This is a genomic window from Nostoc sp. (assembly GCF_036917615.1).
Taxonomy (GTDB): Bacteria; Cyanobacteriota; Cyanobacteriia; order Cyanobacteriales; family Nostocaceae; genus Nostoc.
On the sequence record NZ_JBALCZ010000066.1, the window covers coordinates 1 to 25,420 of the forward strand.

Genomic DNA, 25,420 nt, shown 5'->3' on the forward strand with positions numbered 1-25,420 from the left:
GTAATCAACCGGGCTAACCTGGGTATGGAAGTAATGCACGAGCGCAATGCTCACAACTTCCCTCTAGATTTGGCTGCTGGTGATTTTGCTCCTGTGGCTCTTACCGCTCCTGCTATCAACGGTTAATCATAATCTGAGATATGCTCTTCACGCTTATCTATAAGTAAAAGACGCTCTCCCGAAAGGGGGGGCGTTTTTGCATTGGGTTAATTAGTACGTTAAGCATGGCAGTGGACACTTTTTTGAAGTCCAAAAATATTGATCGATGCTGCATCAAAACCCAATACGTTTGGGTTAAGGATAATTGTAGGTTGGGTTGAACGTAGTAAAACCCAACAAAATAGCGAAAATGTTGGGTTTCGTCCCTCAAACGCCACTTGCTTCTCCTGTTGGAGACACTGCGCGAACAACGGGGGGAAAATACGCTTAGGGTAAACGTAAATCTGCTGCGATCGCATATAAGTAAGGTTGAAAAATAGCCAAGTTTTCCAGTTTCTCAAACTTACCTGTTTGCATACCTATGTCAAATGCAGTGGTAATTACGTAAAGTTTAGTCCCATCAAAGGCTACATGACCAATATGTTGCTCTTCTACTCCACCTTGTTGCTTAAGTTCGGCGAACCCATAGCGAATTCCCTGAAGCTTACCAACGGGTACTGGTTGCGGTGGATAGGCTGAGAAAGTAATATCTTTTCCATATTCACGCTGACGGTCTTTGGCAAAAGCAGCGTAGTGGTCTGCAACCCAAGCCTTGAGTGCTGATAATACCTGGGTTTGGTATTCGGAACTTTGGTAGTCCACTTGCGAACCAGGTGGAATACCAGCTACTATGAGTTTTTTTTGGAAATCCTCATTGTTTGCTAATGGGTAAACGTTAATCTCAACTGTACCCAAAAGTTCCCCTTTGGAGGATACACACAATAAAGGCGCATTTCCCTTACAAGCAGCAACTTGCCAGTTAGTTGGAGCAGCAGCATTTCCCAGGATTTTCTGCCAAATATTTTCCTCATTAGGATTGGGAAGTTTTACAACAACAGGGGGTTTTACCACTTTGGGTGGAGAAAATTGGGGGAGAAAAAATTTTGCTGCCAGTGGTATTAACACCAGCAAAATAGAACCTAGTAATAAATGATAAAGTCGTAACATTTTTCTAAAAATCCAGAGCCAAGGATTGCAGACTGAGCAAATAATTCGTAATTCGTAGTGACGCTATCTACGAAACGCGCAAGGGACGAGGACTCGTTGGCGGCAGTTTCTCGTAGAGAAGAGGCTGCGAAGACAATAATTCGTAATTAATTCAGGTTTCATGCCCTACAATTAATTCATGGAAAAAAACAATTTATATTCTTCATTTCAAGCCACTAATTTTAGCTATAGTCTAATAATTACCAATTAGTAATTATGAATTATCATAATGATATCTACAATACTTTATGGGTATAGAGAAAGAATACATTTATATTGCTGCGAGTTCTGCAAATGTAACTCAATAAACTATAACGCTTCTTTATGGAATCAGGTAGAAGGTAGGGGCGTACAGCGATGCCATTAAACACACGGCTATTTAACTTTATCTCAATAAACTTTTCTAAATAAGAATATATATTGTCGGCTGTAAAAATGGAAAGGACAGAAGTTAAGTTTACCCTGCTTCTGTCCCATTTAGGATTAGTTACCGTTCACCAAATCAAGCAAGTGGCTATGCAGGTACCATTTCCTTTTGATATCTCATCCAATGGCGATGTTGAGCGATCGCACTGATAAAATCATCAGCTATCGATTTCAAGTCAGAGGCTTTGCCAGAAGTCACCACACCCATTTCAGAGCGCACCCCATCTTGCGACAACTTCACGCCCTCAAGATTAGCCATCGATAGGAGTTCGACGCCTTCGCTCGTAGCGGCGATCGCTTTACAGTGTTTAAATGCCTCGTTAATAAAGTGAACGGCTTCTCCTTGCTGCTTGAGCATCTTGATACTCTGCGCTCCACCAGGTACATACACCGCATCAAACATCACAGAAGCAGCCGTCACAAAGGTCATTTCAACCGGGATCTGCTGACCATCATCGCCTTTAATTTTACCGCCATGAGTCGCAACGACCTTCGCATGAGCGCCCTGCTGCATCAGTGCCTGCTGGAGTGCGCCCAGTTCCTGAGCATTTACACCATCCGCCGCTAGAATTGCAATCCGGCGACTCTTAATCGTTTTTTCTGGCATTTTCTCCAGCATAGTTTGGATACTGAGCGCCGGAGATTTTTGCCCATGATTCGGTGTTACTTCTGTAGGAGCAGATAAGCCCAGTCCTTCTGCAATGCGGGTTACTAGCTGATGATCGACAGAGTTAAATAACTCCAGCATCCGCTCTTTGACGGCGGGGTTCATCACTTTGCCCAGCTCAAAATGTGCGGCTTTGACTAAGTGTTCTTTCTCCGTCTCAGACAAACTGTTCCAGAATAAGGTCGCCTGACTAAAGTGGTCTTGGAAACTGGGGCTGCGTTCTCGGATTTTATTACCTTCCATCCGCTCTTTATAGCTGACAAAGCCGCCGAGATTTTCCGGAGCCGTCATCGGGCAACCATTACCGAGGGAATTGGGGTAGTAGTTCACCTTTGAAGTGGGAATGTTGTACTGCATAACGCCGTCCCGTTGGTTATTATCGAACGGACAAACGGGGCGGTTAATTGGTAGATCGGTATAATTTGCACTTCCCAAACGGTGTACTTGCGTATCAGCGTAGGAGAAGATCCGACCTTGCAGTAGTGGGTCATCCGAGAAGTCGATGCCCGGTACAATATTGGCAGGTTGAAAAGCAACTTGTTCGGTTTCCGCAAAGTAGTTGTCTGGGTTGCGGTTAAGCACCATTTTGCCGATTGGCTTCACAGGAACCAGTTCTTCTGGAATGAGCTTGGTGGAATCAAGGATATCAAAATCAAACTTAAATTCGTCCTCTTCCTCGACAATCTGCACACCAAGTTCAAATTCCGCATAATCGCCCATTTCAATCGCATCCCCTAAATCGCGGCGATGGAAATCAGGGTCTTTTCCGCCTGCTTTTTGCGCCTCATCCCATACTATCGAATGCACGCCTAGAATCGGCTTCCAATGAAATTTCACAAACCTGGCTTTGCCTTGTTCGTTGACAAAGCGGAAAGTGTGAATACCAAACCCTTGCATCATGCGGTAGCTTCTGGGAAGGGTGCGATCAGACAGTATCCACATAATCATGTGCATTGATTCCGGCATCAACGAGATGAAGTCCCAGAAGTTATCATGAGCGGTTCCCGCTTGGGGTATCTCGTTGTGCGGTTCGGGTTTAAGAGCATGAACCAAGTCAGGAAACTTGATGGCATCTTGGATAAAAAACACCGGAATATTGTTACCGACTATATCGTAGTTGCCATCTTCAGTGTAAAACCTGACAGCAAATCCGCGCACATCGCGGGCGGTATCAGCTGAACCGCGAAACCCGACAACAGTCGAAAATCGAACGAAGACCGGAGTTTTTACGGAGGGATCTTGGAGAAATTTTGCCTTTGTATACTCTGCCAAGGATTCATAAGGCTGGAAGTACCCATGAACACCTGCTCCTCGTGCATGAACCACCCGCTCCGGAATCCGCTCTCGGTCAAAGTGTGCCAGTTTCTCGCGGAAGTGAAAGTCTTCTATCAATGTAGGCCCACGCGATCCAGCTTTGAGCGAATCATTTGTGTTGCTAACCCGAAGTCCCTGATTGGTGGTCAGATATTCCCCGGCTTCTTGACGAGAGGAGTCTAGATCCTTCTGTTTGCTTTGCTCGTTGATCGGATTGTGTTCAGTCATATTCGGTGGTGTGGAGTGCTATTTAACAGTTGAATTAATTTGCGTGGTCTATTAATTTTGTTTAGCAGGTAAATAAGTCTGCTGGGATAGTTCGTTGCCGCTCCTCATCCTTTTTAAGGCGACTCACTGAAAGCGACTCTACTATCTTCTCTAAGATAGTAGGATGCTACCTCTGACTGAAGACGGAGAGAAGCTGCATGTGTCTCATTTGCTAGTTGCTAAGTGTATTATTTACCCAGAAATCCAGAGCGCAGTCCGGCTGCCGCTTCCCTAACTGCCTGCTTCGCCTTATCTACCACTGCTCCTGTGCCAAAGAATTCATGAGTCACGCCGTTATAGTTGGTTGCCTTTACAGGGGAACCCGCCTCACGCAAACGCTTGGCGTAGGCTTCTCCTTCACTACGCAGTGGGTCAATTTCTGCCGTAATCACGGTCGCAGGTGGCAGACCGCGCAGGTTTTCTGCTCGCAGTGGTGAAGCATAGGGATTACTGCCATCAGATTCACTATTTAGATATTGCTTCCAGAACCAGATCATCATTGCTTTGTTGAGCGGCTTGGCGTTGGCATTCTCCTGGTAGGAGGGTGTGTCAAAGGCGTAATTGGTAACAGGGTAGATTAGCATCTGATGCACAGGTATCTTGCCACCTCTATCACGTGCCATTAGGCAGGTGACAGCTGCCAAGTTGCCACCTGCGCTCTCGCCGCCGACTGCAACCCGCTGGGGGTCGCCGTTGATTCGGGCAGCATTCGCCATAACCCATTGAGTTGCAGCATAAGCATCTTCCGCCGCTGCGGGAAACTTAGATTCTGGGGCTTGGCGATAGGCGACAGATACAACCATACAGTTAGCTGCATTAGTCAAAGCGCGGCACGATGAATCATAGGTATCTAAATTGGCGATTACCCAGCCACCACCGTGGAAGTAGACCAGCACAGGGAAGGGCCCCTTTCCCTTTGGTAGATAAATACGCGCTAGAAGATCGCCCCCCGGACCTGGTATAAGTTGATGATTGACATCCCCGACCATTTCCACCGCAGGTTTACGACGTTTGGCAAGCACACCTATGACTGCATCTGCCACAGTCGGGTTGTTGCGAGCATTCATGGGCGACAATTTCTCAATAGGCGGTGCATTAAAAGAGGTAAGTTCATCTAACACGGCTTTCATCTGGGTATCAGGTGTGGATACAGCCTCTGCTGACTTTGCCAAAAGTGGACTACCCAAGGCGATCGCCGCCACCCCTGACCCTGCTAGCGTGGCAAACTCTCTTCTCGATATTTTTTGATTCATAAACTCCTTTAAAAAGTACCACAGCAGAAGTACAACCTAAGTCTGGCTAGTTTTTCCATCCAATTTAACGCGTAGGCGTAGCCCGTCGTAGACATCACTGGCGACATCATCTGAAGCACTGCATTATTAGCCTGTTATAAGTGGCTCAGATCGCAGTAAGCTTACTTCTGGATGGCATTGAAGAGACTTACTCAACCTTTCAAAGTACCTCATCAGTATTAATCTTAAAAAGCTAGAAGCAATCCTGCCTCTAGCATTGGCCAGTAATGCCTAAGTTATTGAACCGAAATAAACTCCTGCTAAATGCAGATGTGATTATGAATACAAAAGAGTTAAGAAAAGCGTTGGCGTTGAAGTAACATAGTATTTGCTCTGTTTTGGCTGCTTAGCTATTAATTTAACTCCGGGTTAGAAATAAAATTATGTAACTCCTAATACCAATTTTCTCTGAAAATACATTTAATATTTATTAAACAAACCGCAAAGTACGCAAAGTAGAGGCAGCACTACTACGAACAGTGTTATTTATTGATATATGCCTAATTACTTGTGGCTTGCCGGAGGTGTAGCAACAATGAAGAGATGCTGGCTGGATGTCAAATCGAAAGGCAAATTTGCTTGGACTTGTTAATTGAAGCGAGAACGTTGATTACGACGTTGCTTGTGCCTAGCAATTGCTTTACGCTTCTCTTTTTCTATCGGCGTCTCGAAGTGACGCTTTTTTCTCATATCTTGGAAAATTCTGGCTTTAGAAACTTCCCGCTTAAATCTTCTCAAGGCTGATTCAATACCTTCATTCTCCCCTAAAACTACTTGTGTCATGCTCATTCCTCCTTAATGTGGATGAATAGTTAAAAGCTAGATACAAAATAAAATATTCCAGCAGATAAAGCCAAAGGCTTCACTCTGCTGGAGACTCTAAATCTGAAATTTTCAGGAATCGACTTAGTAGCGATTATTGTTGCGGCGGGCATTACCACCACCCCAGCTACCACGAGAGGAGCTGCTTCTTTCCTCACGAGGTTTAGCTTTGTTCACTTTCAAATCACGTCCCATCCACTCAGCACCATCAAGTGCATCAATAGCAGCCTGTTCTTGTGTGTCTGATTCCATTTCCACAAAAGCGAACCCACGCGGCCGGCCTGTTTCCCGATCTGTGGGTAGTTGAACACGATTTACTGTTTTGTCTTCTGCAAAAGCCTGCTTGAAGTCCTCTTCTGTAACCTGATAGGACAGGTTTCCGACGTAAATTGACATAGAAGTCTCCGAATTCAGGGAGTGTAGAGAGTTAAATTCGGAGAGACGCTTTTTAGAAATCAAAACGAGTGACTCAACCGAAAAGAATCTTTATGTCCATGAGTTTAACACAGCCTTCAGCCTTTGAATCTCGTCTGATAGTGAATTTTATTCACAAATAAAACCTTTAGGGCAGGGTTGCAGACCTTCCAACGACAGGCTTTTGTTGCTTACACTATAAAAAAGTGACACTTTGAATAGGAAATCGGAATCAATTAGCGATCGCCCAGGTATTTAGTGTTTTGAAAATTCAGCTGTGGACTAAGGGGTAAAGATTATTATCGGTAGTGAGGGTAATCATACCATGACTAACTGTCTTAAAAGCAAATTTAGAAATATTTATCCCAAAATGCCTCAGATTTTAGCTAAGGTCAAACTGCGCTAATATCCTTTCTGCTTCCTTACACAGCACTTCATGATATTCACCGTTACTAGCCAGCAAACCTCCCCATTGATTGATATCACCAGTATTATACTGCAATGCAGTGCCGTCGAAGTGCGTAAATTTACCACCAGCTTCTGTTAAAATCAGTTCTGGTGCTGCCATATCCCAGTCTTTGGGCGCAGACTTGCCGGAAAGGGAAATGTAGATATCTGCCTGTTGCTCGACAATAGTGGCGATTTTGCAGCCTACACTACCTACAGCTTTCTGATTTTGACAGGGTAAGTTTTGTAGTAAGTAATCTAAGCGTTGGTTGCGGTGAGAGCGGCTAACGACTAAGGTTAAATCCTCAACTCGTTTGCCTGACGACACTTGTAAAGGAACAGATCGACCACGGGTTTCTACAAATGTACCCCCACCTTTGGTAGCGTAATATAACTTTTGAGTCTCTGGTACTGCCACCACTGCCAACAGTGGGCGTGTTTCCTTGACTAAAGCAATATGAACTGCATAGTCCCCAGTTTTTTCGATAAAGTCTCGTGTGCCATCCAAAGGGTCAATTATCCATACCCAAGGATTGGAAGCCTGTGCTACACTACTTGACGATTGGTAAGTTTCTTCACTGATGTAAGCAAAATCTTCGTTGCCCAAACTTGCTTGTAGCCTCTCCAAAATGTATTGACTCACAGCTACATCGGCAACGGTAACAGGCTCATTTTGTTTATATTGTACTTCTAAGTTAGGGTTTTTTGCAGTCCCGTGGTAATATGATCGCAGTATATCTGCTGCGCCCCAACCTACCTCACGAGCGATCGCTAATATTTCTTGTAAGTCTTTCATTAATTTGGCCTGATTTAAAAATATGTATAACGTGGTTAGAGGCGCACCTCTGTGCGTCCCTAGTTTAAATCCATCCAGCGCCGGGTACCAAAAAATTTACAGGAATCAGCAGCAATATTAGCTGCCAGTGCCAGTGCATCAGTAAAACTTTCCCTTAAAATGTAATTACAGAAAGCACCGTGGAAAATATCTCCAGCCCCTAATGTATCAACCGCTTGAATCTGGGGCACATCTACAATACCAGTTTTAGCGCAACTCAAGTATTCAATTGGTTTTTGTCCGTGGGTAATGGCGATGTAAGGAATGTCAAATCCGCCCAGATAGGCAAAAACGTCTTCTCCAGTCTGGCAGTTGGGGGGATAAAAATTAGCTGAACAAATGGCATAATCTACAAATGGCAGAATTTGCTCAAATCCAGGCTTCCAACTACCACCATCAATTACTATTGGGATATTCTTAGCTTTAGCCATTTGGGCTATGGAATAACTAACTGCTATCTGATGTCCATCAATCAGTACTATATCGACATTTTGCAAAATATCTGGCGGGATAGATGCGCTGCTGGCTTGAGTTTTGACAGCATTGATCGAAACCACAGCTCGTTCACCCGTGGCTTGAGTGACAATGATTGAGGAGACAGGCGGTGCTAAATCAGTGGTAGGCTCAAGGTCTGCGATCGCAACTTTGTAATTTGCCAAATCAGCTCCAATTAGCTGCGTCATTGGGTGAGAACCCACCACGCCCAAGACTGTAGCCTGATTACCTAAATAATTGAAAGTCACAGCCGCGTTTGTAGCTGGGCCCCCTGCTGCCACAGTATAGTCAGTAGCAACAATCTTCTGATTATTCTTAGGGGCAGAGTCAGCAAGGTAAATCAAATCCAAGGTTACTAAACCTACAAATAACCCATGAGCCGATTTTTGATTTTGGACTTCGGCTACGCTCAGTCGAACGATTTTAGATTTTAGATTATTCATTTTTCATATATGTTTCTCTAAGTGCATAAATTATTATTTTTAACTCCTAACTCCTAACTCTTAATTCTTACTCATGCAAACCGATCCAAAACCAGGAACACTTTACGTTGTCGGCACACCAATTGGCAACCTGGAAGATATGACCTTTCGGGCGGTGCGAATTTTGCAGACGGTGGATATCATTGCTGCGGAAGACACCCGTCACACAGGAAAACTGCTACAACATTTTCAAGTTAAGACACCCCAGGTGAGTTACCACGAACATAATCGTACCAGCCGCATCCCAGAATTATTAGAGCATTTAGTTAACGATAAAGCGATCGCCCTTGTGAGCGATGCTGGGATGCCAGGAATTTCCGATCCGGGATATGAACTGGTGAAAGCCTGCATTGAGACCGGAATTCCGGTAGTTCCGATTCCTGGCGCTAGTGCAGCAATTACCGCTTTGAGTGCAGCTGGACTACCAACGGATCGGTTTGTCTTTGAAGGTTTTCTCCCAACTAAAAGTCAACACAGACAAGAACATTTAGAATCTCTGCAAACAGAATCTCGCACATTGATTTTCTATGAATCGCCTCACCGATTACGAGATACTTTGCATTCTTTAGCAGAGGTTTGGGGAAGCGATCGCCAAATCGTGCTAGGGCGGGAGTTAACTAAATTGTATGAGGAATTTTGGCGGGGAACAATTGCCGAGGCGATCGCTCACTACAGCCAACGAGAACCCCAAGGTGAATATACATTAGTAGTGGCAGGAATTCCACCCAGTCAGCCCCAACTGACAGAAGAGGAATTGAAAGCCGAATTGAAACAGTTAATTAGTCAGGGAATATCGCGATCGCAAGCTAGCCGTCAGTTAGCAAAAGCCACTTTCCTTCCCCGTCGTAAACTCTATCAACTAGCTCTTTCTATACTCCTCAGTCCTGAGTCTTGAACAAGTAATACCGCTTTTGGGAAAATCCCAAATTAACATCTCTATTTACCTCTGTGAATAATTGGATAAACATAATTTTCTGCTTGATATATTATGAAAAACATAATTCTAAAGTCGAGTTCAAATTCCTATTTTGAGTTGACCAGAAGTTAAGGTTGCGCGTAACTTCTGGTCAAGTTTTCATGTGCGTCACCAAACAGCCTGCCGCAGCGAAAAGTCGAGCCAGTGCGTTCCTGTCGCCTTGCGTCGGAATCTTCTGGTGTGGAGCAGCGGCTTGAGTCGTAGACGCAAAGTGGCTTGTCGTTAGACATCTTAACTTTTCAAGATAGGCATCGCCTGAATCAACGGTTACAAATTACCCAGAGTTTGCTCACCCGCAACTTGGATTATAAAGTTATAGTAAAAAAAGTATAATTGCCATATCAAATACATTATTATTACTAATTTTTATATTCATCCTCAATGACTAGCTGATGAATATTAAAATGATATCTAAAGATTTTTGATATTATTTCTCTAGATAGATCAATAATTTTGTAGACAAATTTTAAGATGAAATAGTCAAAGGCATACAAAGCAGATTCTCAAGAAAGGAGAAATTTTATGGGTAACATTATTGCTTGGCTAGTTTTGGGTTTAATTGCAGGTGCGTTAGCTAAGTTATTTTATCCAGGAGACCAAGGTGGTGGTATTCTCTCCACAATTGTCTTAGGAATCCTTGGAGCCGTAGTCGGGGGTTATTTGGGTCAAACTTTGCTAGGAAGTAGTTCAGCAGCCGCCGCATCTGTAGGAGCTTTTTCCCTTGGAAGCATTTTATTTGCTGTTCTTGGCGCTATGCTACTGATTTTCCTTTGGGGTTTACTGACTCGTCGAGCTGTGTAATTGCCTGATATTAACTAACATTTTGGGAATCATTTATAGCTGCAATAAACCGAGAAAATGACATTAGAAAAAGAGCGAAGAACTATAGGAGTTTTCGCTAGATGTTCCGATGTACAATTGGTACTTCAGGAACTCAAAGCTTCTAATTTTCCAATGCATCAAGTTTCTGTAATTGCACGGAATCCAGAAGAACAAAGTGATATTGCTGGTGTTGAAGTTAAAGAGGGCACTGGCAATATATCTTCAGAAGATGCTGCTGGAGCCATTACTGGTGGTATTTTAGACGGTCTTACTGGCTTATTGGTCGGTTTAGTCCTCTGGGTAATTCCTGATATAGGCCGAGTCATCCTAGCCGGAGCAGAAGCAACAGCGATCGCTACCACTTTAGCAGGTGGTGCGATCAATGTAGCCGCAGGTGGTTTGCCTGGTGTGTTGTTAAGTTTAGGAATTCCTAAAGAGCAAGCACAGGGTTACAGCGATATTGTCTGTAAAGGTTACTATTTGGTGATAGTAACCGGTATAGACATAGAAATTCGTCTTGCTAAGAGGATTTTTAATCGCCGTGATATTCAACAGTGGGGTATTTATGAGCCATACTTGACCCCAAATAGTCGCTATAAAAATGCAGTTGGTGTTTTTTATACGCGCCAAGACGCACAGAGAGCGCTTACTGAACTGAGATCCGCTGGCTTTCCCATGAGTCAAGTATCGATAATTGCTAAAAATATAAACAATCTAAGTGGTATTTTTGAGGTAAATATCAGCAGTTCCCAAGATAACTACACTACTTTAGGAATTCCTGATAATCTAGCCAGATATTATGAGCATCAAGTGACTTTGGATCATTACCTAGTAGTCATAAAAGGCACTGATATTTACATAGCAGGTGCAAGAGCTATTTTAGAGAGTAACAAGATTCAACATTTTCGGATCTATAGCCAATCTGAACTTGATGCGGCTAAAAGCGAACGCCAGGTTATTACAAACTTATAGTTAAACGCCAAGTTAATCTCAAGAGGTTTGATGACATACCGTGATTGGGGATATTCCTGAAAATTTATCGTACTAGGATAGCTTTAGTATTTATAAATTGCATATTGTTATAAGTAGATATTGCCTTTTTAAACCTTAATTTTTCATCAGTATACTGCTTGCCATAACTAATATTACGGTTTATCTATATAGTTATGTACAATGGCATTGATGTTATATGTAACTGCAAAAGCCATTATATTTAGCGTTTATAAAAATTGTGTTTGAATAAATTTAATTTTCCTTATCCGACTGCTTGATTTTATTATCCAGCCTTTTTTTCAAACCCCAAAGTTGTTTAATTATCATAATAGAATCTTAAATAAGTATTGAATTTTTTAATATTCTCCAAGGGTGTTTTGAGAAAAAGATGATGCAATATTAAACCTAAGCTACAAGTGGGTGTTTTCGAGAAAAATAATATCTATTTAAAAAGGTTTATAATTTGTTAAAATATTAAAATGTTAGAAAGAAGATTATTAATATCTTTATTTAAAATAACGTTACATCTGTAAATATATTTGTAAGTGATAATATTGGGCGTGCAAAAAACTAGGCATATCCCACGTGAAGGAAATATCCTGCTTTGTTTTGGATAACTAAAATATAATCAAAATAGTCTTAAAAACAGAAATAATTTGAATAACTGCCTGGAATAATGTTGAAACGTTTGAAGATTGGAAGCAAAATTGGAATTAGTTTTGCCCTGAGTTTGGCAACTCTGACCACTATTGGTCTAATCTCCTACCAAAGCACCAATGAGCTAATTAAAACTTCGCGCCAAGAAAACCATACCTACCAGGTATTAAGTCAGCTTGAAGACCTAAACTTGCAAGTGACAAATGCTGAAACTGGGCAACGTGGTTACATTCTGACTGGAGAACAGCGCTATTTAGAACCTTATAACGCTGCTATTCAAGTACTCAATCAAAAAGTTGAGGAACTTCAGAGGTTAACAGCAGATAACCCCAAGCAACAGAGTCGGCTTGATATTTTACAATCACTAATTGCTCAAAAGCTGGCTGAACTCAAAGAAACCATTGACTTGCGTCAGAACCAAAGTTTTGAAGCCGCCCAGAAGGTTGTTCTGACAGACCGAGGCAAGCAACTGATGACTGAGATCCGCAAAGTTATCCAGGCGATGAAAACTGAAGAGAATACACTGCTAAAACAGCGCTCTGAGCAGGCACAAGCTGCTGGTCAAAAAACGATCGCCAGCATTTTCTATAGTATTCCCTTATTTTCTTTGATCTTAGTTTTAATCGGATTTGTCCTGAACAGACATATCTCAATACCGCTGAAGCGAGTTTCTGATTTAGCAGAAAAAATGGCGGATGGGGATTTATCGGTGAGTTTACTACACAGCGATCGCCAGGATGAAATTGGTGTGTTGACGCGCATCTTCAACCAGATGATCGTTAATCTGCGAAACACAACTCAAAAAAATGACGAGCAAAGCTGGCTAAAGTCTAATTTGGCTGAATTTACCCAGATGCTCCAAGGGCAGCGAAATCTAGAAAATGCGTCTCGCCTGATCTTGTCGAATTTAGCACCACTGCTTGGAGCATCGCAGGGCGTTTTTTATTTTATGGACTCAATAGACGACCAGCCTATACTGAAGTTGTTGAGTAGTTATGCTTATAAAGAACGTAAAAACCTAGCAAACCAGTTTCGTTTGGGCGAGGGATTGGTGGGACAATCCGCCTTAGAAAAACAAAGAATCCTTTTAACGGAAGTTCCTAGTGACTATATCCGCATCAGTTCCGGCTTGGGAGAAGCTCCACCGCTAAATATTATTGTGTTACCTATAATGTTTGAGACGCAGGTGAGTGCCGTAATTGAACTTGCCTCTTTTGGGCCTTTCAGCCATCTGCATCTGAGATTTTTAGAGCAATTGAGTGAAAATCTAGGTGTATTTTTAAATAACATCGCCTCACAATTGCAAACTCAGCAACTACTTGAAAAGTCTGTTACTTTAACAGAGGAACTGCAAACCCAGCAAGAAGAACTACAGCAAAGCAATCAACGCCTAGAAGAACAGGCGCACGAGTTGGAGGAATCACAATTTATTGTGAAGCAGTCTAACGAGGAATTACAACAACTAAATGAAGAGCTAGAAGAAAAGGCAGAACTGTTAGAAGTTCAAAATCGGGAAGTTGCCCGCAAGAACCAGGAAGTTGAGCGGGCGAGGCAATCTTTGGAAGAAAAAGCTGAACAACTGGCGTTGTCTTCCAAATATAAGTCAGAATTTCTCGCGAATATGTCCCACGAATTACGGACACCGCTAAATAGCCTGTTAATTTTAGCAAGGCTGCTAGCAGATAACTCTCTTAGCAACTTGACCGACAAACAGGTTGAGTACAGCCGGACTATCTACTCGGCTGGGACTGATTTGCTGGAGTTGATCAATGACATTCTAGATTTGGCAAAAATTGAGTCGGGTACTATGTCGCTCGATATTGAGCAAATTGCTTTGGCAGATTTGGAGACATCTCTAGAACAGACTTTCCGGCAAATTGCCCAGAATAAAAAATTAAGTTTTACTGTTGAACTGGATGACAAGTTACCCCCGACAATTTCTAACGACTCCAAACGTCTGCAACAAGTGCTGAAAAATCTCCTAGCTAACGCCTTTAAGTTTACTGAACAGGGAGGCGTGAAGTTACAAATTGGCATCGCAACTGAGGCAGCCGAAGTTGATAATCCGATGATTGCTTTTGCAGTTAGCGATACGGGCATAGGCATTCCAGTCGATAAACAGAAGATTATTTTCGAGGCATTTCAGCAAGCAGATGGCACAACCAGCCGCAAGTTCGGAGGAACTGGCTTAGGCTTGTCCATCAGCCGCGAATTGGCTCAACTGTTGGGAGGGAGAATTGAACTAGTCAGCCAACCAGGCCAGGGAAGCACCTTCACCCTCTACTTACCCAGGCGACACGAAAAGAATGGTAAAAATCCTCTCACCACACCACGCCCTGAGCCAACCACCTATATCCGTACAGCATCGATCATAAAAGAAGTGCCAATTGTCGAAAACAGAGCCACAACTGTGGATATCTCTCCATCAGCGAAAGTGCTTCCCACCTTACCTAACGAAATTCCAGATGACCGGGAAATAATTCAACCGGGCGATCGCATTTTATTGATTATTGAAGATGACGATAAATTTGCCCGCATCTTACTAGATATGGCCCGTGAGCAGGGCTTTAAAACTATTGTTTCTTTACAGAGCAAACAAGGTCTAGCACTAGCGCAACAGTTTAAACCCAATGCGATTATGCTAGATATCCATATGCCAGAGATGGATGGTTGGACGGTGCTGGATCGTCTCAAACATAAGCCAGACACGAGACACATACCAGTACATATACTTTCTGTTGATGAAAGACAGCAACGGGGATTACAGTTAGGAGCGATTACCTATCTCCAAAAACCCGTTTCTCCCGAAGCGCTAACTCAGGTATTGACTGAAATTAAAGGCTTTATTGAGCGTCAGGTAAAAAATCTGCTAATCGTAGAAGATGACCCCGTACAAGCCCAAAGTATTATCGAACTGATTGGTAATGGTGATGTCCAGAGTACAGCAGTAGGTACGGGGGCAGAAGCCCTGTTAATTTTGCGATCGCATCACTTTGATTGTATGGTACTCGATCTCGGTCTGCCGGATATGAGCGGGTTTACACTAATTGAGCAGATAAAGCTTGAACCCAGACTCTTGAAATTGCCGATCATCGTCTACACCGGCAAAGAACTCAGCCGACAAGAAGAAACCCAACTGCGGGGACTAGCAGAGACAATTATCATTAAAAATGTGCGATCGCCAGAGCGGTTGTTAGACGAAACTGCCCTGTTTTTGCATCGGGTGCAAGCAAATTTGCCCTCACCAAAGCGTCAAATGTTAGAGCAACTACATCAAACTGACCCGGTGCTGGCTAATCGGAAAACTTTGATTATAGATGATGACCTCCGAAATATTTTTGCCCTCACCAGCTTTTTAGAAAGCTATCAAATGCAAGTGCTGTTTGCCGAAAATGGCAGAGATGGCATAGAGACGCTGCAAGCTAATCCTGACATTAATATAGTTTTAATGGATATCATGATGCCGGAAATGGATGGTTACGAAACTACCCGCACCATCCGCCAGCAACAACTGTTTCGCTCACTACCAATAATTGCTTTAACTGCGAAAGCTATGCCGGGCGACAGGGAAAAGTGCATCGAAGCTGGAGCTTCTGACTACATCACCAAACCTGTAGATACTGAGCAACTGCTTTCACTACTCCGGGTTTGGCTGTATCGCTAAGGGAGTACAGGAGTAGGCGCACGGGGAGAAAGAGTTTTCTATAACCAAGCTTGGAAGCTCCAACTATTTGTATTGTAATCTCAGTACAGAAATTTTAGAGATGCTAAAAACCCACACTATGCTCGATCAACAGGACAGTGTGGGTAATTTACACCTGTAACAGGAATGACAGTCTTTTATTGGCTAGCGGAACATACTACTGACTGAAGTATCTTCATGAATCCGCCAGATAGTTTCTCCTAAGAGATTAGCTACTGACAGCACCACTAATTGTGGAAAACGATTGTTTTCTGGTATGGGAATCGTATTGGTGACAATGACTTCCTCAAACAAGCCACTGGACAACCGCTCCATCGCTGGTGGAGAGAACACCGCATGAGTTGCACAGGCGTATACTTGACGCGCTCCTTCTTCACGCAGTAATCGCGCCCCTTCAGCGATCGTGCCCCCAGTGTCGATCATGTCATCCACCAACACTGCCGTTTTGCCTTTAACATCGCCGATGACATTTAACACTTCTGCAACATTATGTGCCTGACGACGTTTGTCAATAATCGCCAGTGGAGCATCATTCAGTTTTTTCGCAAATGCTCTAGCTCGTGCTACACCGCCAACATCGGGGGAAACAACCACAAGATCGGGCAGTTCTTTGCTTGTTAGATAATCCAGCAATACTGGCGAACCGTAAACATGGTCAAAGGGGATATCGAAATAGCCTTGAATTTGAGCCGAGTGTAAATCCATTGCTAGAACACGGTTGGCACCTGCTTCGGTAACTAAGTTAGCAACCAGCTTGGCAGTTATTGACTCTCGTCCTGCCGTTTTGCGATCGGCGCGGGCGTAGCCGTAGTAGGGAATTACTGCCGTTACTTGTCGCGCAGAAGCTCGACGACAGGCGTCAACCATAATCATTAATTCCATCAAGTGATCGTTCACAGGTTGACAACATGGCTGGATTAAATAGACATCACAACCCCGAATCGATTCTTGGATTTGAACGTAAAGTTCTCCATCCGCAAATCTTTTGCGAATCATTGGTCCCAAGTCAAGACCCAGATAACGAGCGACTTCTTGAGACAGTTGTACATTGGCAGAGCCAGAAAACAGCCGCAGGCGATGATTATCGGTCAGTCCTGTTGCAGATGGTTGCACTTTGAAAGTTGCAGAACTGAGCACAGCAGATCCTCTATGTGCATTCATAGCAATATTATCATTAGAGATTTAATAGATTTAACCGAGAAATCGCCTAAAAAAACATCTGTGAGTTTTATTGAAGCTTCCATACAAAATTTAAACATTTTTCCATAAAATTATCATTCGCTAATTGTCTAATTTTCTTGGCAAGCAAACTATTGATAGCTTAACGGACATCAAGACCGTCCACTAGGTCTATGGTTAAAATTTTTTGAGTTGAGCTAAATAACCCAATCTCTCAAAGATTGTAGTGCTAGATAGCTTCTGCTAACTACCTCATTTATAACTGACAGTAAAGCATTTATAAATTAAATGATATTGAAGTCTGTTCTCATATATAGTACAACACTTATGTCTAAATATTATTATTGTATTTACTTATACAATAATTATGCAGATAGCAAGATAAATGCATTAAATAACGTAATACTTAACAGATTTTACTTACGTATAAGCTCTGGAATAAAGATGGAATAAAGTTCATATAAAGATTCTATAAAATATATGTTTTTTCATACCAAAACATTACTCAACAAAGGTAATATCAGCAAGGTAAAAACTTATCAGTAATTTTACTAAGATAAATTTCCATTAAAGCTGGGAAAGTTGTTCAATCTAATTCTCCTGACACAGAGAGGCGACAAGCATACTTATGGACTCTCGGCGTACTTCAGTAGTAGAAAAATCTTTAACTGCTATAGCAACTAGTTCTAAAAAGTCAGCGTACTATTTAGCTGCTATGCGACCGCGACAGTGGACAAAAAACCTGGTGGTGTTTGCAGCACCATTGTTTGCATTTAGCATCAATCTGCAATCTCTGCTAGGTAGCCTATTGGCATTTGTATTATTTTGCTGTGCATCAAGTGGCTTCTACTTAATTAATGATATCGCAGATGTTGAATCTGACCGTCAGCACCCTGTCAAGTGTAAGCGGCCAATTGCTTCAGGATTAGTCAGCATCCGTATTGCTACTGTAATGGCATTGGTGCTATTAGGTAGTGCTCTGATTTTTGGGTGGTTGCGATCGCCTCAGTTGGGTGCAGCGATAACTGCATACGCCCTGTTACAGATCGCCTATAATCTGCGACTCAAACGGATGGTGATTTTGGATATTGGGGCGATCGCAACCGGATTTGTTCTACGAGCTTGTGCCGGTGGTGCTGGCACCGGCATTGTTTTATCAGCTTGGTTTTTAGTTTGCACTGCAATGCTGGCGTTATTCTTGGGTATTGAAAAGCGCAAAGCAGAACTGCGGTTAGCGCAAATTAAAGGCAACAAGCCACGCTCTGTCCTCAAATACTATTCCTTGCCCCTACTGACTCGCATGGAAAATGTCGTCACTACTGGCACGGTTGTCACCTATGCTCTTTGGAGTGCAGGTCCCTATCTACATGGGGCGTCCACCTCTTGGATGCTAATTACTTTGCCGTTTGTTTTGTATGGAATTTTTCGCTATCAACTGCTGAGTGACCCTGAGGAAATTGCCAGTTACAGCGATGACATTATTGAGCAAGGTGGACGCAGTGAGCGACCAGAAGAAATTTTACTGAGAGACTTGCCTATCCTAGTCACCGTTATCGGTTGGATTATCACCTGCTTTGCGATTCTCTGGCTCAAACATCAAGGGCTAATCGACTAAATTTGGTTGATGGGAAAACAGCATAATCTTCGAGAATTTCGCCGATGAAAAATTTCAAATTTTTTTTACGGAAGTGGCGCCGACCATCTGTCATAGAGAAACGCTACATACTCCCACGACATGTCCACATACTGGCTGAGATCGAAATTGACCAAATTAAAACCAGTGGTATCAAAGGAATTATTCTCGATTTAGATAACACTATTGTTTCGGAAGATGACCGCTACGTTTCTCCTTGGGCAGAAGATTGGATTACACAAGCAAAGTTAGCCGGATTGCAATTTTTTATCCTCTCGAATGGGAAACGCCACTATCGCGTCAAATTTTGGTCACATCGTCTCGATATCCAAGCGATTAATCCAGCCAAGAAGCCTTTTCCTTGGGCATTTCGTCAGGCAATTGCTTATATGCGGCTGCAACCCAAACAAGTGGTCGTCATTGGTGATAGTTTACATACTGATGTTTTGGGAGCATGGCTTTCTGGTTGCTATTGTATCCAATCTGCCACACTTCCCCATCCCCCCCGATGGTGGGAAAAACTCGCCAGCAAATGGGTACAAATACCTTATGCTGATGGCAGCGAAATTTGGGATTTTGATGCTGCTGTTGACTATAAAAGTTTCTTGTAGAATTCTTGTTAGTGCTTGTTATGAACTATATTCCTTTAATACTGTCCGGTGTCTGCTTAAATGCCTTTGCCCAAGTATTCTTAAAAAAGGGCATGCTTATGGTTGGGTATTTCGACTTTTCCCTAGTTAATATTGGACAAATTATATTTAAAGTTGCAGGCAATCCTTTCATTCTTCTTGGATTAGGATGCTATATGTTTAGCGTCGCTTTGTGGTTGCTAGTTTTATCACGTGTCGAGGTAAGCTTCGCCTATCCTTTCCTAAGTATCGGCTACATTCTTACTGCAATTATAGGTTATAGCATTTTTCATGAAACCCTATCTATTAGTAGGCTTACTGGCATATTCTTTATATGCCTCGGTGTTGTTTTCATTGCCAAAAGGTAAATAACAATACTTCGGACAAAATTAATTGGTGTTTATTTCATCCAAACTCAGAATATTGTTAGGCTTAAGATATTTTTTCAAAGTTTGGTTTGAGGCTCAAAAAACTGTCCGGAGTATAAAAATAATTAACCTGAAAAAAGTGAATGTAGATTATTTGTAAGTATTAGCCCTTTTTTCATGTAAACTTAAGTAATGAAGGTTCAAGTTGATGAGACACATAATTTTTGGTGGAGATGGTTTTGTCGGTCGGTATTTAGCCGAAGATTTAATTAGTCAAGGCAAACAAGTTATAATTTGCGATGTTCACCAAAGCAAGCTACCAATTTATCCAGAAGCAGCATTTATAAAACTTGATATTACTAAACCAGAAGCCTTTGAGGCGTTGAAACTTACGCCTACCGATATTGTTTATCATCTAGCCGCAAGGCAGTATGACCGGAATATTCCAAAACGAAATAGACGACAATATTTTGAAGAAGTTAATTGTATTGGTACTGCCAACGTATTGGAACATTTAAGTAGACAAGGCAGCCGAAATCTAATATATTTCAGTACTGATATGGTTTATGGCAAGCCACAAAGGCTTCCTGTAGATATAAACCATGACAGGAAACCCTATGGTCCTTATGGTCAGAGCAAAAAAAAAGCAGAAGATTTATGTAAATTATATCGAGACAGAGGGATCAATATAACAATTTTTAGACCCCGTCTGATCATTGGCCCAGGCAGGTTGGGAGTCTTAGGAAAATTATTTTTTTTAATCAATAAAAATTTGCCAGTTCCGATGATTGGAAATGGCTCCAACCATTATCAGATGGTTTCTGTTTTCGATTGTGTGAGTGCTATTCGATTTGCTGTAAATAAAGGAGTTCCTAACCAAGAATACAATCTTGGTTCTAAAGCACCACCAAGTGTCGAACAACTTTTAGGCAACTTTATTAAGAGGGTAAGATCAAATTCTTTTTTAATCAAAACATCGGGCAGTTTGATTAAGCAAATTCTGAAGTTGCTTGATAGATTGGGTCTAACACTGATGTATGAAGAACAATTTATGATTGCCGATGAAAACTATATTGTTGATATCTCGAAAACGGAAAATGAGCTTGGTTGGAAACCTGATTATCAAGATGATGAAATGATATATCAGGCATTCAAAGAATATAAAAATCGCTTAAAAAAATCCAGTCACTAAAGTTACTAATAAGCACTAAAATTATCTAGCGACGAGCTATCCTATGCTTGACAACAGGCAGATGTATAAATCCCAAAATGGGATTGTACTTTCCGAAAAATTGTGTTTTTTCACAGATGAATAAAACGATAGCTGATTTCACTTTTAAAGCGCATACCTTGGTTATACGCCAATTGTTGGATTGAAATCAGCTATACGGCAGTCCTTGTTGTAGTGTTATACAGAGAAGAGAAAATTATGATAGAAATCCAAGATCAGAATAGGATAAAAATCCAAAATCAGAGATGGTCAAGATATTATCTCTCTGTTTTAATAGTGATTATTTTAAGTGTTTTTCTTCGCTTCTTTATGCTCTCAAACCAGAGTCTTTGGTATGATGAGGGTTTGAGTTTAATTAATTCTGATGTCTCAACACTTCAAGAGAGCATTACCAAAGTAAGATACATCGGAAATAGTGATAGATTTCAACCACTGTATTTCATAGTGCTGTTTTTGTGGCGTCAGGTATTTGGTGAAAGTGAATTTGCACTTCGCTCACTCTCTGCTATTTTAGGAATTGGCTCAACTATCGTCATATTCTTTACTGCTTTGCGGATATATGGAAAAAAGCACGCTTTATGGTCTCTGTTAATCCTGACATTCAGTTCTTTCTGTGTTTACTACAGCCAAGAGGCAAGAATTTATGCCTTAGCAATGTTTATAGCTTCACTTCAACTATATTTCTTCAGCAGGGTATTAGTTAAAAATGAAGGTAATCAAGGTATTTCAATATGGCTATTCAGTCTTTTTACTGCCATAGGAATTTTTACTAATATTAACTTTTGCTTTTCCACTACAGCTCTATGTCTATCTCATATTGCCATCTATAGAAATTTAAGGCAATGGCTACAATGGTGGCTTCCGGCTGCGTTTTTATCTTTACCGCCAGTTTTATATTACCTGACTTTACCTGGAGCAACTGATCCGGAAAGCATTGCAGTTTCTCGCCTGGGATTTCCCATAATTCAAAATATTATATTTGTGTTAAATGGAATTTTAGTGGGTACAACGTATGGGCCTTCAACGGAGCAGCTGCACGGCGATAATAGAGTACAGGTTATGCTTCGTTACTGGCCTCACATACTTTTATTGGTGATTGTCGGTACTGTAATTTTTCTAGCTTTAATAAAAGTTTTATTGAGACACAAAAAAAATAGCAAAGAGCAGCATCCTGATTACTTCTTTGCTTCGGTTTTTGTCATGACATTTTTACTAGGATTACTCTTAGCTATAGTCACCAAATTTAATTGGTTACCGCGTCACTCTTATTATCTTTGGTTACCACTTGCCATGCTTATCCCATCAGCTTTGAGTCAAAGACCTGGTATTAGCTCAAAGCGCTATGGAGTGTCTCAGTTTGCTCAAATCGCTGTCATATCTCTGATAGTTCTGAATATTTATTCTCTTTTTAACTACTACTTTAATGATAACTATCAGAAAGATGACTACCGCTCTGCGATCCATTACATTATAAAAAATCGTTCCTCTTCTACACAATCTGTATTTTTATTTGGCAATCCCAGATTATTTAGATACTACGGTGACACTCTAAGTCTGGATGGAAGGAATTTTGGGGATCAGTTAAAAAAGGGGCTTCCTGATGGAAGTTTTGCAGAAAAAATTCAAAAATTAACAAATAGTGCGGATACAGTTTTTATCGTAATTAATCGTGAACATCTATTTCCCAAGGGATTGATTGAAAAACAGATGAGTGATTTGTATAATCTGGATTCTCAAGCTAATTTTGCATATTTCAAAATCTATCGTTTTCCCAGGAAGAAAAATTGAATTGGGGATTGGAGACTCTTAAGTTATGCAGTCCGAAACAACCTTGTTCTGGTGGGGGCGTACCCTTTGGGTATAGTAGAATATTGCCGCAGGTAACTGTCTGTCACCTCTTGGACTTAATCTTTGTGGGTGACTTCTTCCTCAGTTGCTACTACACTCAATCAATCGCTCATGCAACCACCCATTAAAGTTGGCACTGTCTTGCAAAACCGTTACCGCATAATTCAAATTCTCGGACAAGGAGGATTTGGTAGAACCTATCTGGCAGAAGACCAGAGGCGCTTTAACGAACTTTGCGCGATCAAGGAATTGATTTCAACAGCAACGGGGGCTTTGGCTTGGGAGAAGGCACAAGAGCTTTTTCACCGAGAAGCTGCCATTCTATATCAAATCGAACACCCACAAGTGCCTAAATTCCGGGAAAGATTTGAGCAAGACCAACGCTTATTTTTGGTGGAGGACTACGTTGCAGGTCAGACGTACCGAACTCTGCTGGCTGAACGTCAAGCTGTTGGTCAAACCTTCACAGAGGCTGAAGTATTGCAGCTGATACAGTTGTTGTTGCCTGTTTTAGAGCATATTCACAGTCGAGGGATTATTCACCGAGATATCTCGCCAGAAAATATTATTTTGCGAGATAGTGACGCTAAACCTGTGTTAATTGACTTTGGGGTGGTAAAAGAACTGGCAGAACGTTTACGATCGCCAAATAGCCTAATGCCAGAAACCACTGTGGGAAAATTAGGCTACTCTCCCAGTGAACAAATGCAAACAGGGGGAGCTTATCCTAGTAGTGATTTGTATGCATTAGCGGTGAGTGCAATTGTTTTGCTGACTGGTAAAGAACCAAGGGATCTATTTGATGAAAACCAACTAACTTGGAATTGGCAGCGGTGGGTAAGAGTGAATCCACGATTTGCCCAGGTTTTGAATCGAATGTTGAATCCTATACCGAGCGAGCGCTATCAAAGTGCTGCTAATGTATCCCAAGCACTGCAATCTCTGGCTCAACCTAGTCTTCCTAACACTAATGTATCAAACTTGCAAACAATGGCTGTTGGTCGCCGTCCTCAGGTAGTACCACCAGCAACTTCGCCCAAGAAGAAACAACCCGATCCTGTGATTCCACCAAGTCCCACTAGCTCAGTCTTGGATAATCCTTTAGCGATCGCAGCAATTGGCACTGCTGTAGTGATCATAGCGGGATTTGGTTCTTGGGCACTGGTCAGTTCCATCCGCAGTCAGTCGAAAACAACAAATCAGACGCTTCCACAAAATTTCCCTTCACCAGTGATTTCTGGTGGTACTACATTCACATCCACACCCACACCCACTAACGATCAACCTGTTGTATCTAGTAAGCGCCTGAATCTGGGAGCATCTAATAACACAGCCACGGTTAAAGATACTCTCAAAACAAATCAAATAATCCGGTACACTTTTTTTGGGCAGGAAGGTGACAAGTTAACTGCGTTTATTGACCCAGGAAGCAGCGTTTTGCTAACAGTCTTAAGTCCCAATCAACAACCATTTGCTCAGAATGCCCAGCAAGTAACATCCTATGAGGGCACATTGCTGGTTACTGGTAGATATACTATTGAGTTAACACTGGTTTCAGGGGTTGCCGAAAGCAATTACAACCTAAATGTTGCATTAGAAAAGCCAGTCAAACCAACACCCACAGAGTCACCGTTGCCAATTCCCACAGAGTCACCGTTACCAATTCCCACAGAGTCACCGTTGCCAATTCCCACAGAGACACCGTTGCCAATTCCTACAGAGTCACCGCTGCCATTTCCGACACAGACACCGCTGCCATTTCCGACACAAACACCCACCTCACTTCCTCCAACTGGTGAAACGCCAACTTTTCCGCCGGCTGATGGAACACAACCATTTTCTGGCCAAAGAAATTAATGTTAAACACACTACTGATTACTGGAACTGATACAGAAGCAGGTAAAACTGTTTTAACAACAGCATTAGCAGCATATTGGCAAAAATATTACCCGCAGCGTAGCTGGGGAATCATGAAACCGATTCAATCGGGGATTGGCGATCGCGAGTGGTATCAAAAGCTATTTGCCCTAGAACAATCCCCAGAAGAAATTACACCTTTGTACTTTCAAGCACCTTTAGCCCCTCCTATAGCAGCAGCACGGGAAAATCGCCGAGTAAATTTAGCACTTGTGTGGCAAGCTTTGTCTAAGTTGCGATCGCATCGTGATTTTGTACTTGTAGAAGCCTTAGGAGGGTTAGGTTCGCCAGTAACTGAGGAATTAACGGTAGCCGATTTAGCGGGAGAATGGCGTTTACCAACACTATTGGTAGTGCCAGTCAGATTGGGTGCGATCGCTCAAGCAGTGGCGAATGTAGCATTAGCTAGACAATCGCGCGTCAATCTCAAAGGCATTGTTCTGAACTGCGTACAAAGACGAACGGATGCAGAAATAGCCGACTGGACACCACACCAATTGATTCAATCACTCACTAACACGCCAGTTTTAGGCTGCTTGCCCTATTTAGATAACCTGACTGATTTAGATAAACTTGCTCAAATAGCATCAGATTTAGATTGGGAAACACTGACACTTTAAATTGGGCATTGGGGAGCCAGCGCCGTGGGCGGGTTTCCCGACTTGTTCGCGTAGCGTCTCCCTTCAAAGAGGCGACTGGCGTCATTGGGTATTGGGTATGATTATTACTGGAGTTTAGACTAAGCCATGCAAAAAGACCCAGCAGGGCTGAGTGAATCAGAGACTTAGCAAAAGTATGAACAATCTTTGATATTAAAC

At 42.2% G+C, this 25,420-nt stretch carries 19 protein-coding genes and 1 pseudogene; 11 read left to right on the forward strand and 9 right to left on the reverse strand.

Going from position 1 to position 25,420, the window contains the following annotated elements; genetic code table 11:
* A pseudogene (locus tag V7K85_RS23310) lies at nt 1-126 on the forward strand (photosystem II q(b) protein); the annotation flags it as partial.
* Between the two features lie 300 nt (nt 127-426).
* Here the strand turns inward: V7K85_RS23310 and V7K85_RS23315 are convergent.
* The 7 genes from V7K85_RS23315 to V7K85_RS23345 form a co-directional block, all read right to left on the reverse strand.
* Nucleotides 427-1,146: a hypothetical protein gene (locus tag V7K85_RS23315; protein ID WP_334816977.1), complete on the reverse strand. Its 720-nt coding sequence runs from the start codon at nt 1,144-1,146 to the stop codon at nt 427-429.
* Between the two features lie 553 nt (nt 1,147-1,699).
* Nucleotides 1,700-3,820 carry a catalase gene (locus V7K85_RS23320; protein WP_334816979.1) on the reverse strand — a complete coding sequence of 707 codons (2,121 nt, stop codon included), beginning with the start codon at nt 3,818-3,820 and terminating at the stop codon, nt 1,700-1,702.
* A 227-nt stretch (nt 3,821-4,047) separates the two neighbouring features.
* Nucleotides 4,048-5,112 carry an alpha/beta hydrolase gene (locus V7K85_RS23325; protein WP_334816981.1) on the reverse strand — a complete coding sequence of 355 codons (1,065 nt, stop codon included), beginning with the start codon at nt 5,110-5,112 and terminating at the stop codon, nt 4,048-4,050.
* 627 nt (nt 5,113-5,739) lie between these two features.
* The gene (gene rpsU, locus V7K85_RS23330) at nt 5,740-5,934 is read right to left on the reverse strand and encodes a 30S ribosomal protein S21 (protein WP_334816983.1); all 195 of its coding nucleotides are present in this window, start codon (nt 5,932-5,934) and stop codon (nt 5,740-5,742) included.
* A 123-nt stretch (nt 5,935-6,057) separates the two neighbouring features.
* The gene (locus tag V7K85_RS23335; RefSeq protein WP_334816985.1) at nt 6,058-6,369 is read right to left on the reverse strand and encodes an RNA recognition motif domain-containing protein; all 312 of its coding nucleotides are present in this window, start codon (nt 6,367-6,369) and stop codon (nt 6,058-6,060) included.
* Between the two features lie 400 nt (nt 6,370-6,769).
* Nucleotides 6,770-7,630 carry a 3'(2'),5'-bisphosphate nucleotidase CysQ family protein gene (locus tag V7K85_RS23340; protein ID WP_334816987.1) on the reverse strand — a complete coding sequence of 287 codons (861 nt, stop codon included), beginning with the start codon at nt 7,628-7,630 and terminating at the stop codon, nt 6,770-6,772.
* A 59-nt stretch (nt 7,631-7,689) separates the two neighbouring features.
* Entirely contained in the window at nt 7,690-8,607 is a 918-nt protein-coding gene (locus V7K85_RS23345; RefSeq protein ID WP_334816989.1) for a sugar kinase, read from the reverse strand.
* A 73-nt stretch (nt 8,608-8,680) separates the two neighbouring features.
* On the opposite strand from V7K85_RS23345, the gene rsmI reads away from it, so the two are divergent.
* Nucleotides 8,681-9,541, forward strand: a complete 861-nt coding sequence (rsmI, locus tag V7K85_RS23350) for a 16S rRNA (cytidine(1402)-2'-O)-methyltransferase (RefSeq protein ID WP_334816991.1) — start codon at nt 8,681-8,683, stop codon at nt 9,539-9,541.
* A gap of 149 nt (nt 9,542-9,690) precedes the next feature.
* On the opposite strand, the gene V7K85_RS23355 is transcribed toward rsmI, so the two are convergent.
* Nucleotides 9,691-9,852, reverse strand: a complete 162-nt coding sequence (locus V7K85_RS23355) for a hypothetical protein (protein WP_334816992.1) — start codon at nt 9,850-9,852, stop codon at nt 9,691-9,693.
* 292 nt (nt 9,853-10,144) lie between these two features.
* Between V7K85_RS23355 and V7K85_RS23360 the strand changes: the two genes are divergently transcribed.
* The 3 genes from V7K85_RS23360 to V7K85_RS23370 all read left to right on the forward strand — a co-directional run bounded on the left by V7K85_RS23360 (nt 10,145) and on the right by V7K85_RS23370 (nt 15,758).
* Nucleotides 10,145-10,423 carry a GlsB/YeaQ/YmgE family stress response membrane protein gene (locus V7K85_RS23360; RefSeq protein ID WP_334816994.1) on the forward strand — a complete coding sequence of 93 codons (279 nt, stop codon included), beginning with the start codon at nt 10,145-10,147 and terminating at the stop codon, nt 10,421-10,423.
* Nucleotides 10,424-10,480: 57 nt separating this feature from the next.
* Nucleotides 10,481-11,416 (forward strand): hypothetical protein, encoded by a 936-nt coding sequence (locus V7K85_RS23365; protein ID WP_334816996.1) that lies wholly within the window; start codon nt 10,481-10,483, stop codon nt 11,414-11,416.
* Nucleotides 11,417-12,113: 697 nt separating this feature from the next.
* Nucleotides 12,114-15,758: a response regulator gene (locus V7K85_RS23370; protein WP_334816998.1), complete on the forward strand. Its 3,645-nt coding sequence runs from the start codon at nt 12,114-12,116 to the stop codon at nt 15,756-15,758.
* A gap of 183 nt (nt 15,759-15,941) precedes the next feature.
* Here the strand turns inward: V7K85_RS23370 and V7K85_RS23375 are convergent, their stop codons facing one another.
* Nucleotides 15,942-16,958: a ribose-phosphate pyrophosphokinase gene (locus V7K85_RS23375; protein WP_334817000.1), complete on the reverse strand. Its 1,017-nt coding sequence runs from the start codon at nt 16,956-16,958 to the stop codon at nt 15,942-15,944.
* Between the two features lie 640 nt (nt 16,959-17,598).
* Between V7K85_RS23375 and V7K85_RS23380 the strand changes: the two genes are divergently transcribed.
* The 6 genes from V7K85_RS23380 (at nt 17,599) to bioD (ending at nt 25,222) form a co-directional block, all read left to right on the forward strand.
* On the forward strand, nt 17,599-18,591 hold the full coding sequence (locus V7K85_RS23380; protein WP_334817010.1) for a decaprenyl-phosphate phosphoribosyltransferase: 993 nt from the start codon (nt 17,599-17,601) through the stop codon (nt 18,589-18,591).
* 44 nt (nt 18,592-18,635) lie between these two features.
* Nucleotides 18,636-19,220, forward strand: coding sequence for a YqeG family HAD IIIA-type phosphatase (locus tag V7K85_RS23385; RefSeq protein ID WP_334817002.1), 585 nt, complete (start codon nt 18,636-18,638; stop codon nt 19,218-19,220).
* A 594-nt stretch (nt 19,221-19,814) separates the two neighbouring features.
* Entirely contained in the window at nt 19,815-20,798 is a 984-nt protein-coding gene (locus tag V7K85_RS23390; RefSeq protein WP_334817004.1) for an NAD-dependent epimerase/dehydratase family protein, read from the forward strand.
* A gap of 237 nt (nt 20,799-21,035) precedes the next feature.
* Nucleotides 21,036-22,625, forward strand: a complete 1,590-nt coding sequence (locus V7K85_RS23395) for a glycosyltransferase family 39 protein (protein WP_334817006.1) — start codon at nt 21,036-21,038, stop codon at nt 22,623-22,625.
* A gap of 171 nt (nt 22,626-22,796) precedes the next feature.
* The gene (locus V7K85_RS23400; RefSeq protein WP_334817012.1) at nt 22,797-24,542 is read left to right on the forward strand and encodes a protein kinase domain-containing protein; all 1,746 of its coding nucleotides are present in this window, start codon (nt 22,797-22,799) and stop codon (nt 24,540-24,542) included.
* Nucleotides 24,542-25,222, forward strand: coding sequence for a dethiobiotin synthase (gene bioD, locus V7K85_RS23405; protein ID WP_334817008.1), 681 nt, complete (start codon nt 24,542-24,544; stop codon nt 25,220-25,222). The genes V7K85_RS23400 and bioD overlap by 1 nt, the downstream gene beginning before the upstream one ends.
* The last annotated feature ends 198 nt before the right edge of the window (nt 25,223-25,420 follow it).

Coding starts and splice junctions, on each gene's coding strand:
- V7K85_RS23325 (WP_334816981.1), bottom strand. CDS start 5,112: ATGAATCAAAAAATATCGAGAAGAGAGTTTGCCACGCTAGCAGGGTCA.
- V7K85_RS23315 (WP_334816977.1), bottom strand. CDS start 1,146: ATGTTACGACTTTATCATTTATTACTAGGTTCTATTTTGCTGGTGTTA.
- V7K85_RS23400 (WP_334817012.1), top strand. CDS start 22,797: ATGCAACCACCCATTAAAGTTGGCACTGTCTTGCAAAACCGTTACCGC.
- V7K85_RS23355 (WP_334816992.1), bottom strand. CDS start 9,852: ATGTCTAACGACAAGCCACTTTGCGTCTACGACTCAAGCCGCTGCTCC.
- V7K85_RS23365 (WP_334816996.1), top strand. CDS start 10,481: ATGACATTAGAAAAAGAGCGAAGAACTATAGGAGTTTTCGCTAGATGT.
- V7K85_RS23385 (WP_334817002.1), top strand. CDS start 18,636: ATGAAAAATTTCAAATTTTTTTTACGGAAGTGGCGCCGACCATCTGTC.
- V7K85_RS23370 (WP_334816998.1), top strand. CDS start 12,114: ATGTTGAAACGTTTGAAGATTGGAAGCAAAATTGGAATTAGTTTTGCC.
- V7K85_RS23320 (WP_334816979.1), bottom strand. CDS start 3,820: ATGACTGAACACAATCCGATCAACGAGCAAAGCAAACAGAAGGATCTA.
- rpsU (WP_334816983.1), bottom strand. CDS start 5,934: ATGACACAAGTAGTTTTAGGGGAGAATGAAGGTATTGAATCAGCCTTG.
- V7K85_RS23345 (WP_334816989.1), bottom strand. CDS start 8,607: ATGAATAATCTAAAATCTAAAATCGTTCGACTGAGCGTAGCCGAAGTC.
- V7K85_RS23375 (WP_334817000.1), bottom strand. CDS start 16,958: ATGAATGCACATAGAGGATCTGCTGTGCTCAGTTCTGCAACTTTCAAA.
- rsmI (WP_334816991.1), top strand. CDS start 8,681: ATGCAAACCGATCCAAAACCAGGAACACTTTACGTTGTCGGCACACCA.
- V7K85_RS23335 (WP_334816985.1), bottom strand. CDS start 6,369: ATGTCAATTTACGTCGGAAACCTGTCCTATCAGGTTACAGAAGAGGAC.
- V7K85_RS23360 (WP_334816994.1), top strand. CDS start 10,145: ATGGGTAACATTATTGCTTGGCTAGTTTTGGGTTTAATTGCAGGTGCG.
- bioD (WP_334817008.1), top strand. CDS start 24,542: ATGTTAAACACACTACTGATTACTGGAACTGATACAGAAGCAGGTAAA.
- V7K85_RS23390 (WP_334817004.1), top strand. CDS start 19,815: ATGAGACACATAATTTTTGGTGGAGATGGTTTTGTCGGTCGGTATTTA.
- V7K85_RS23395 (WP_334817006.1), top strand. CDS start 21,036: ATGATAGAAATCCAAGATCAGAATAGGATAAAAATCCAAAATCAGAGA.
- V7K85_RS23340 (WP_334816987.1), bottom strand. CDS start 7,630: ATGAAAGACTTACAAGAAATATTAGCGATCGCTCGTGAGGTAGGTTGG.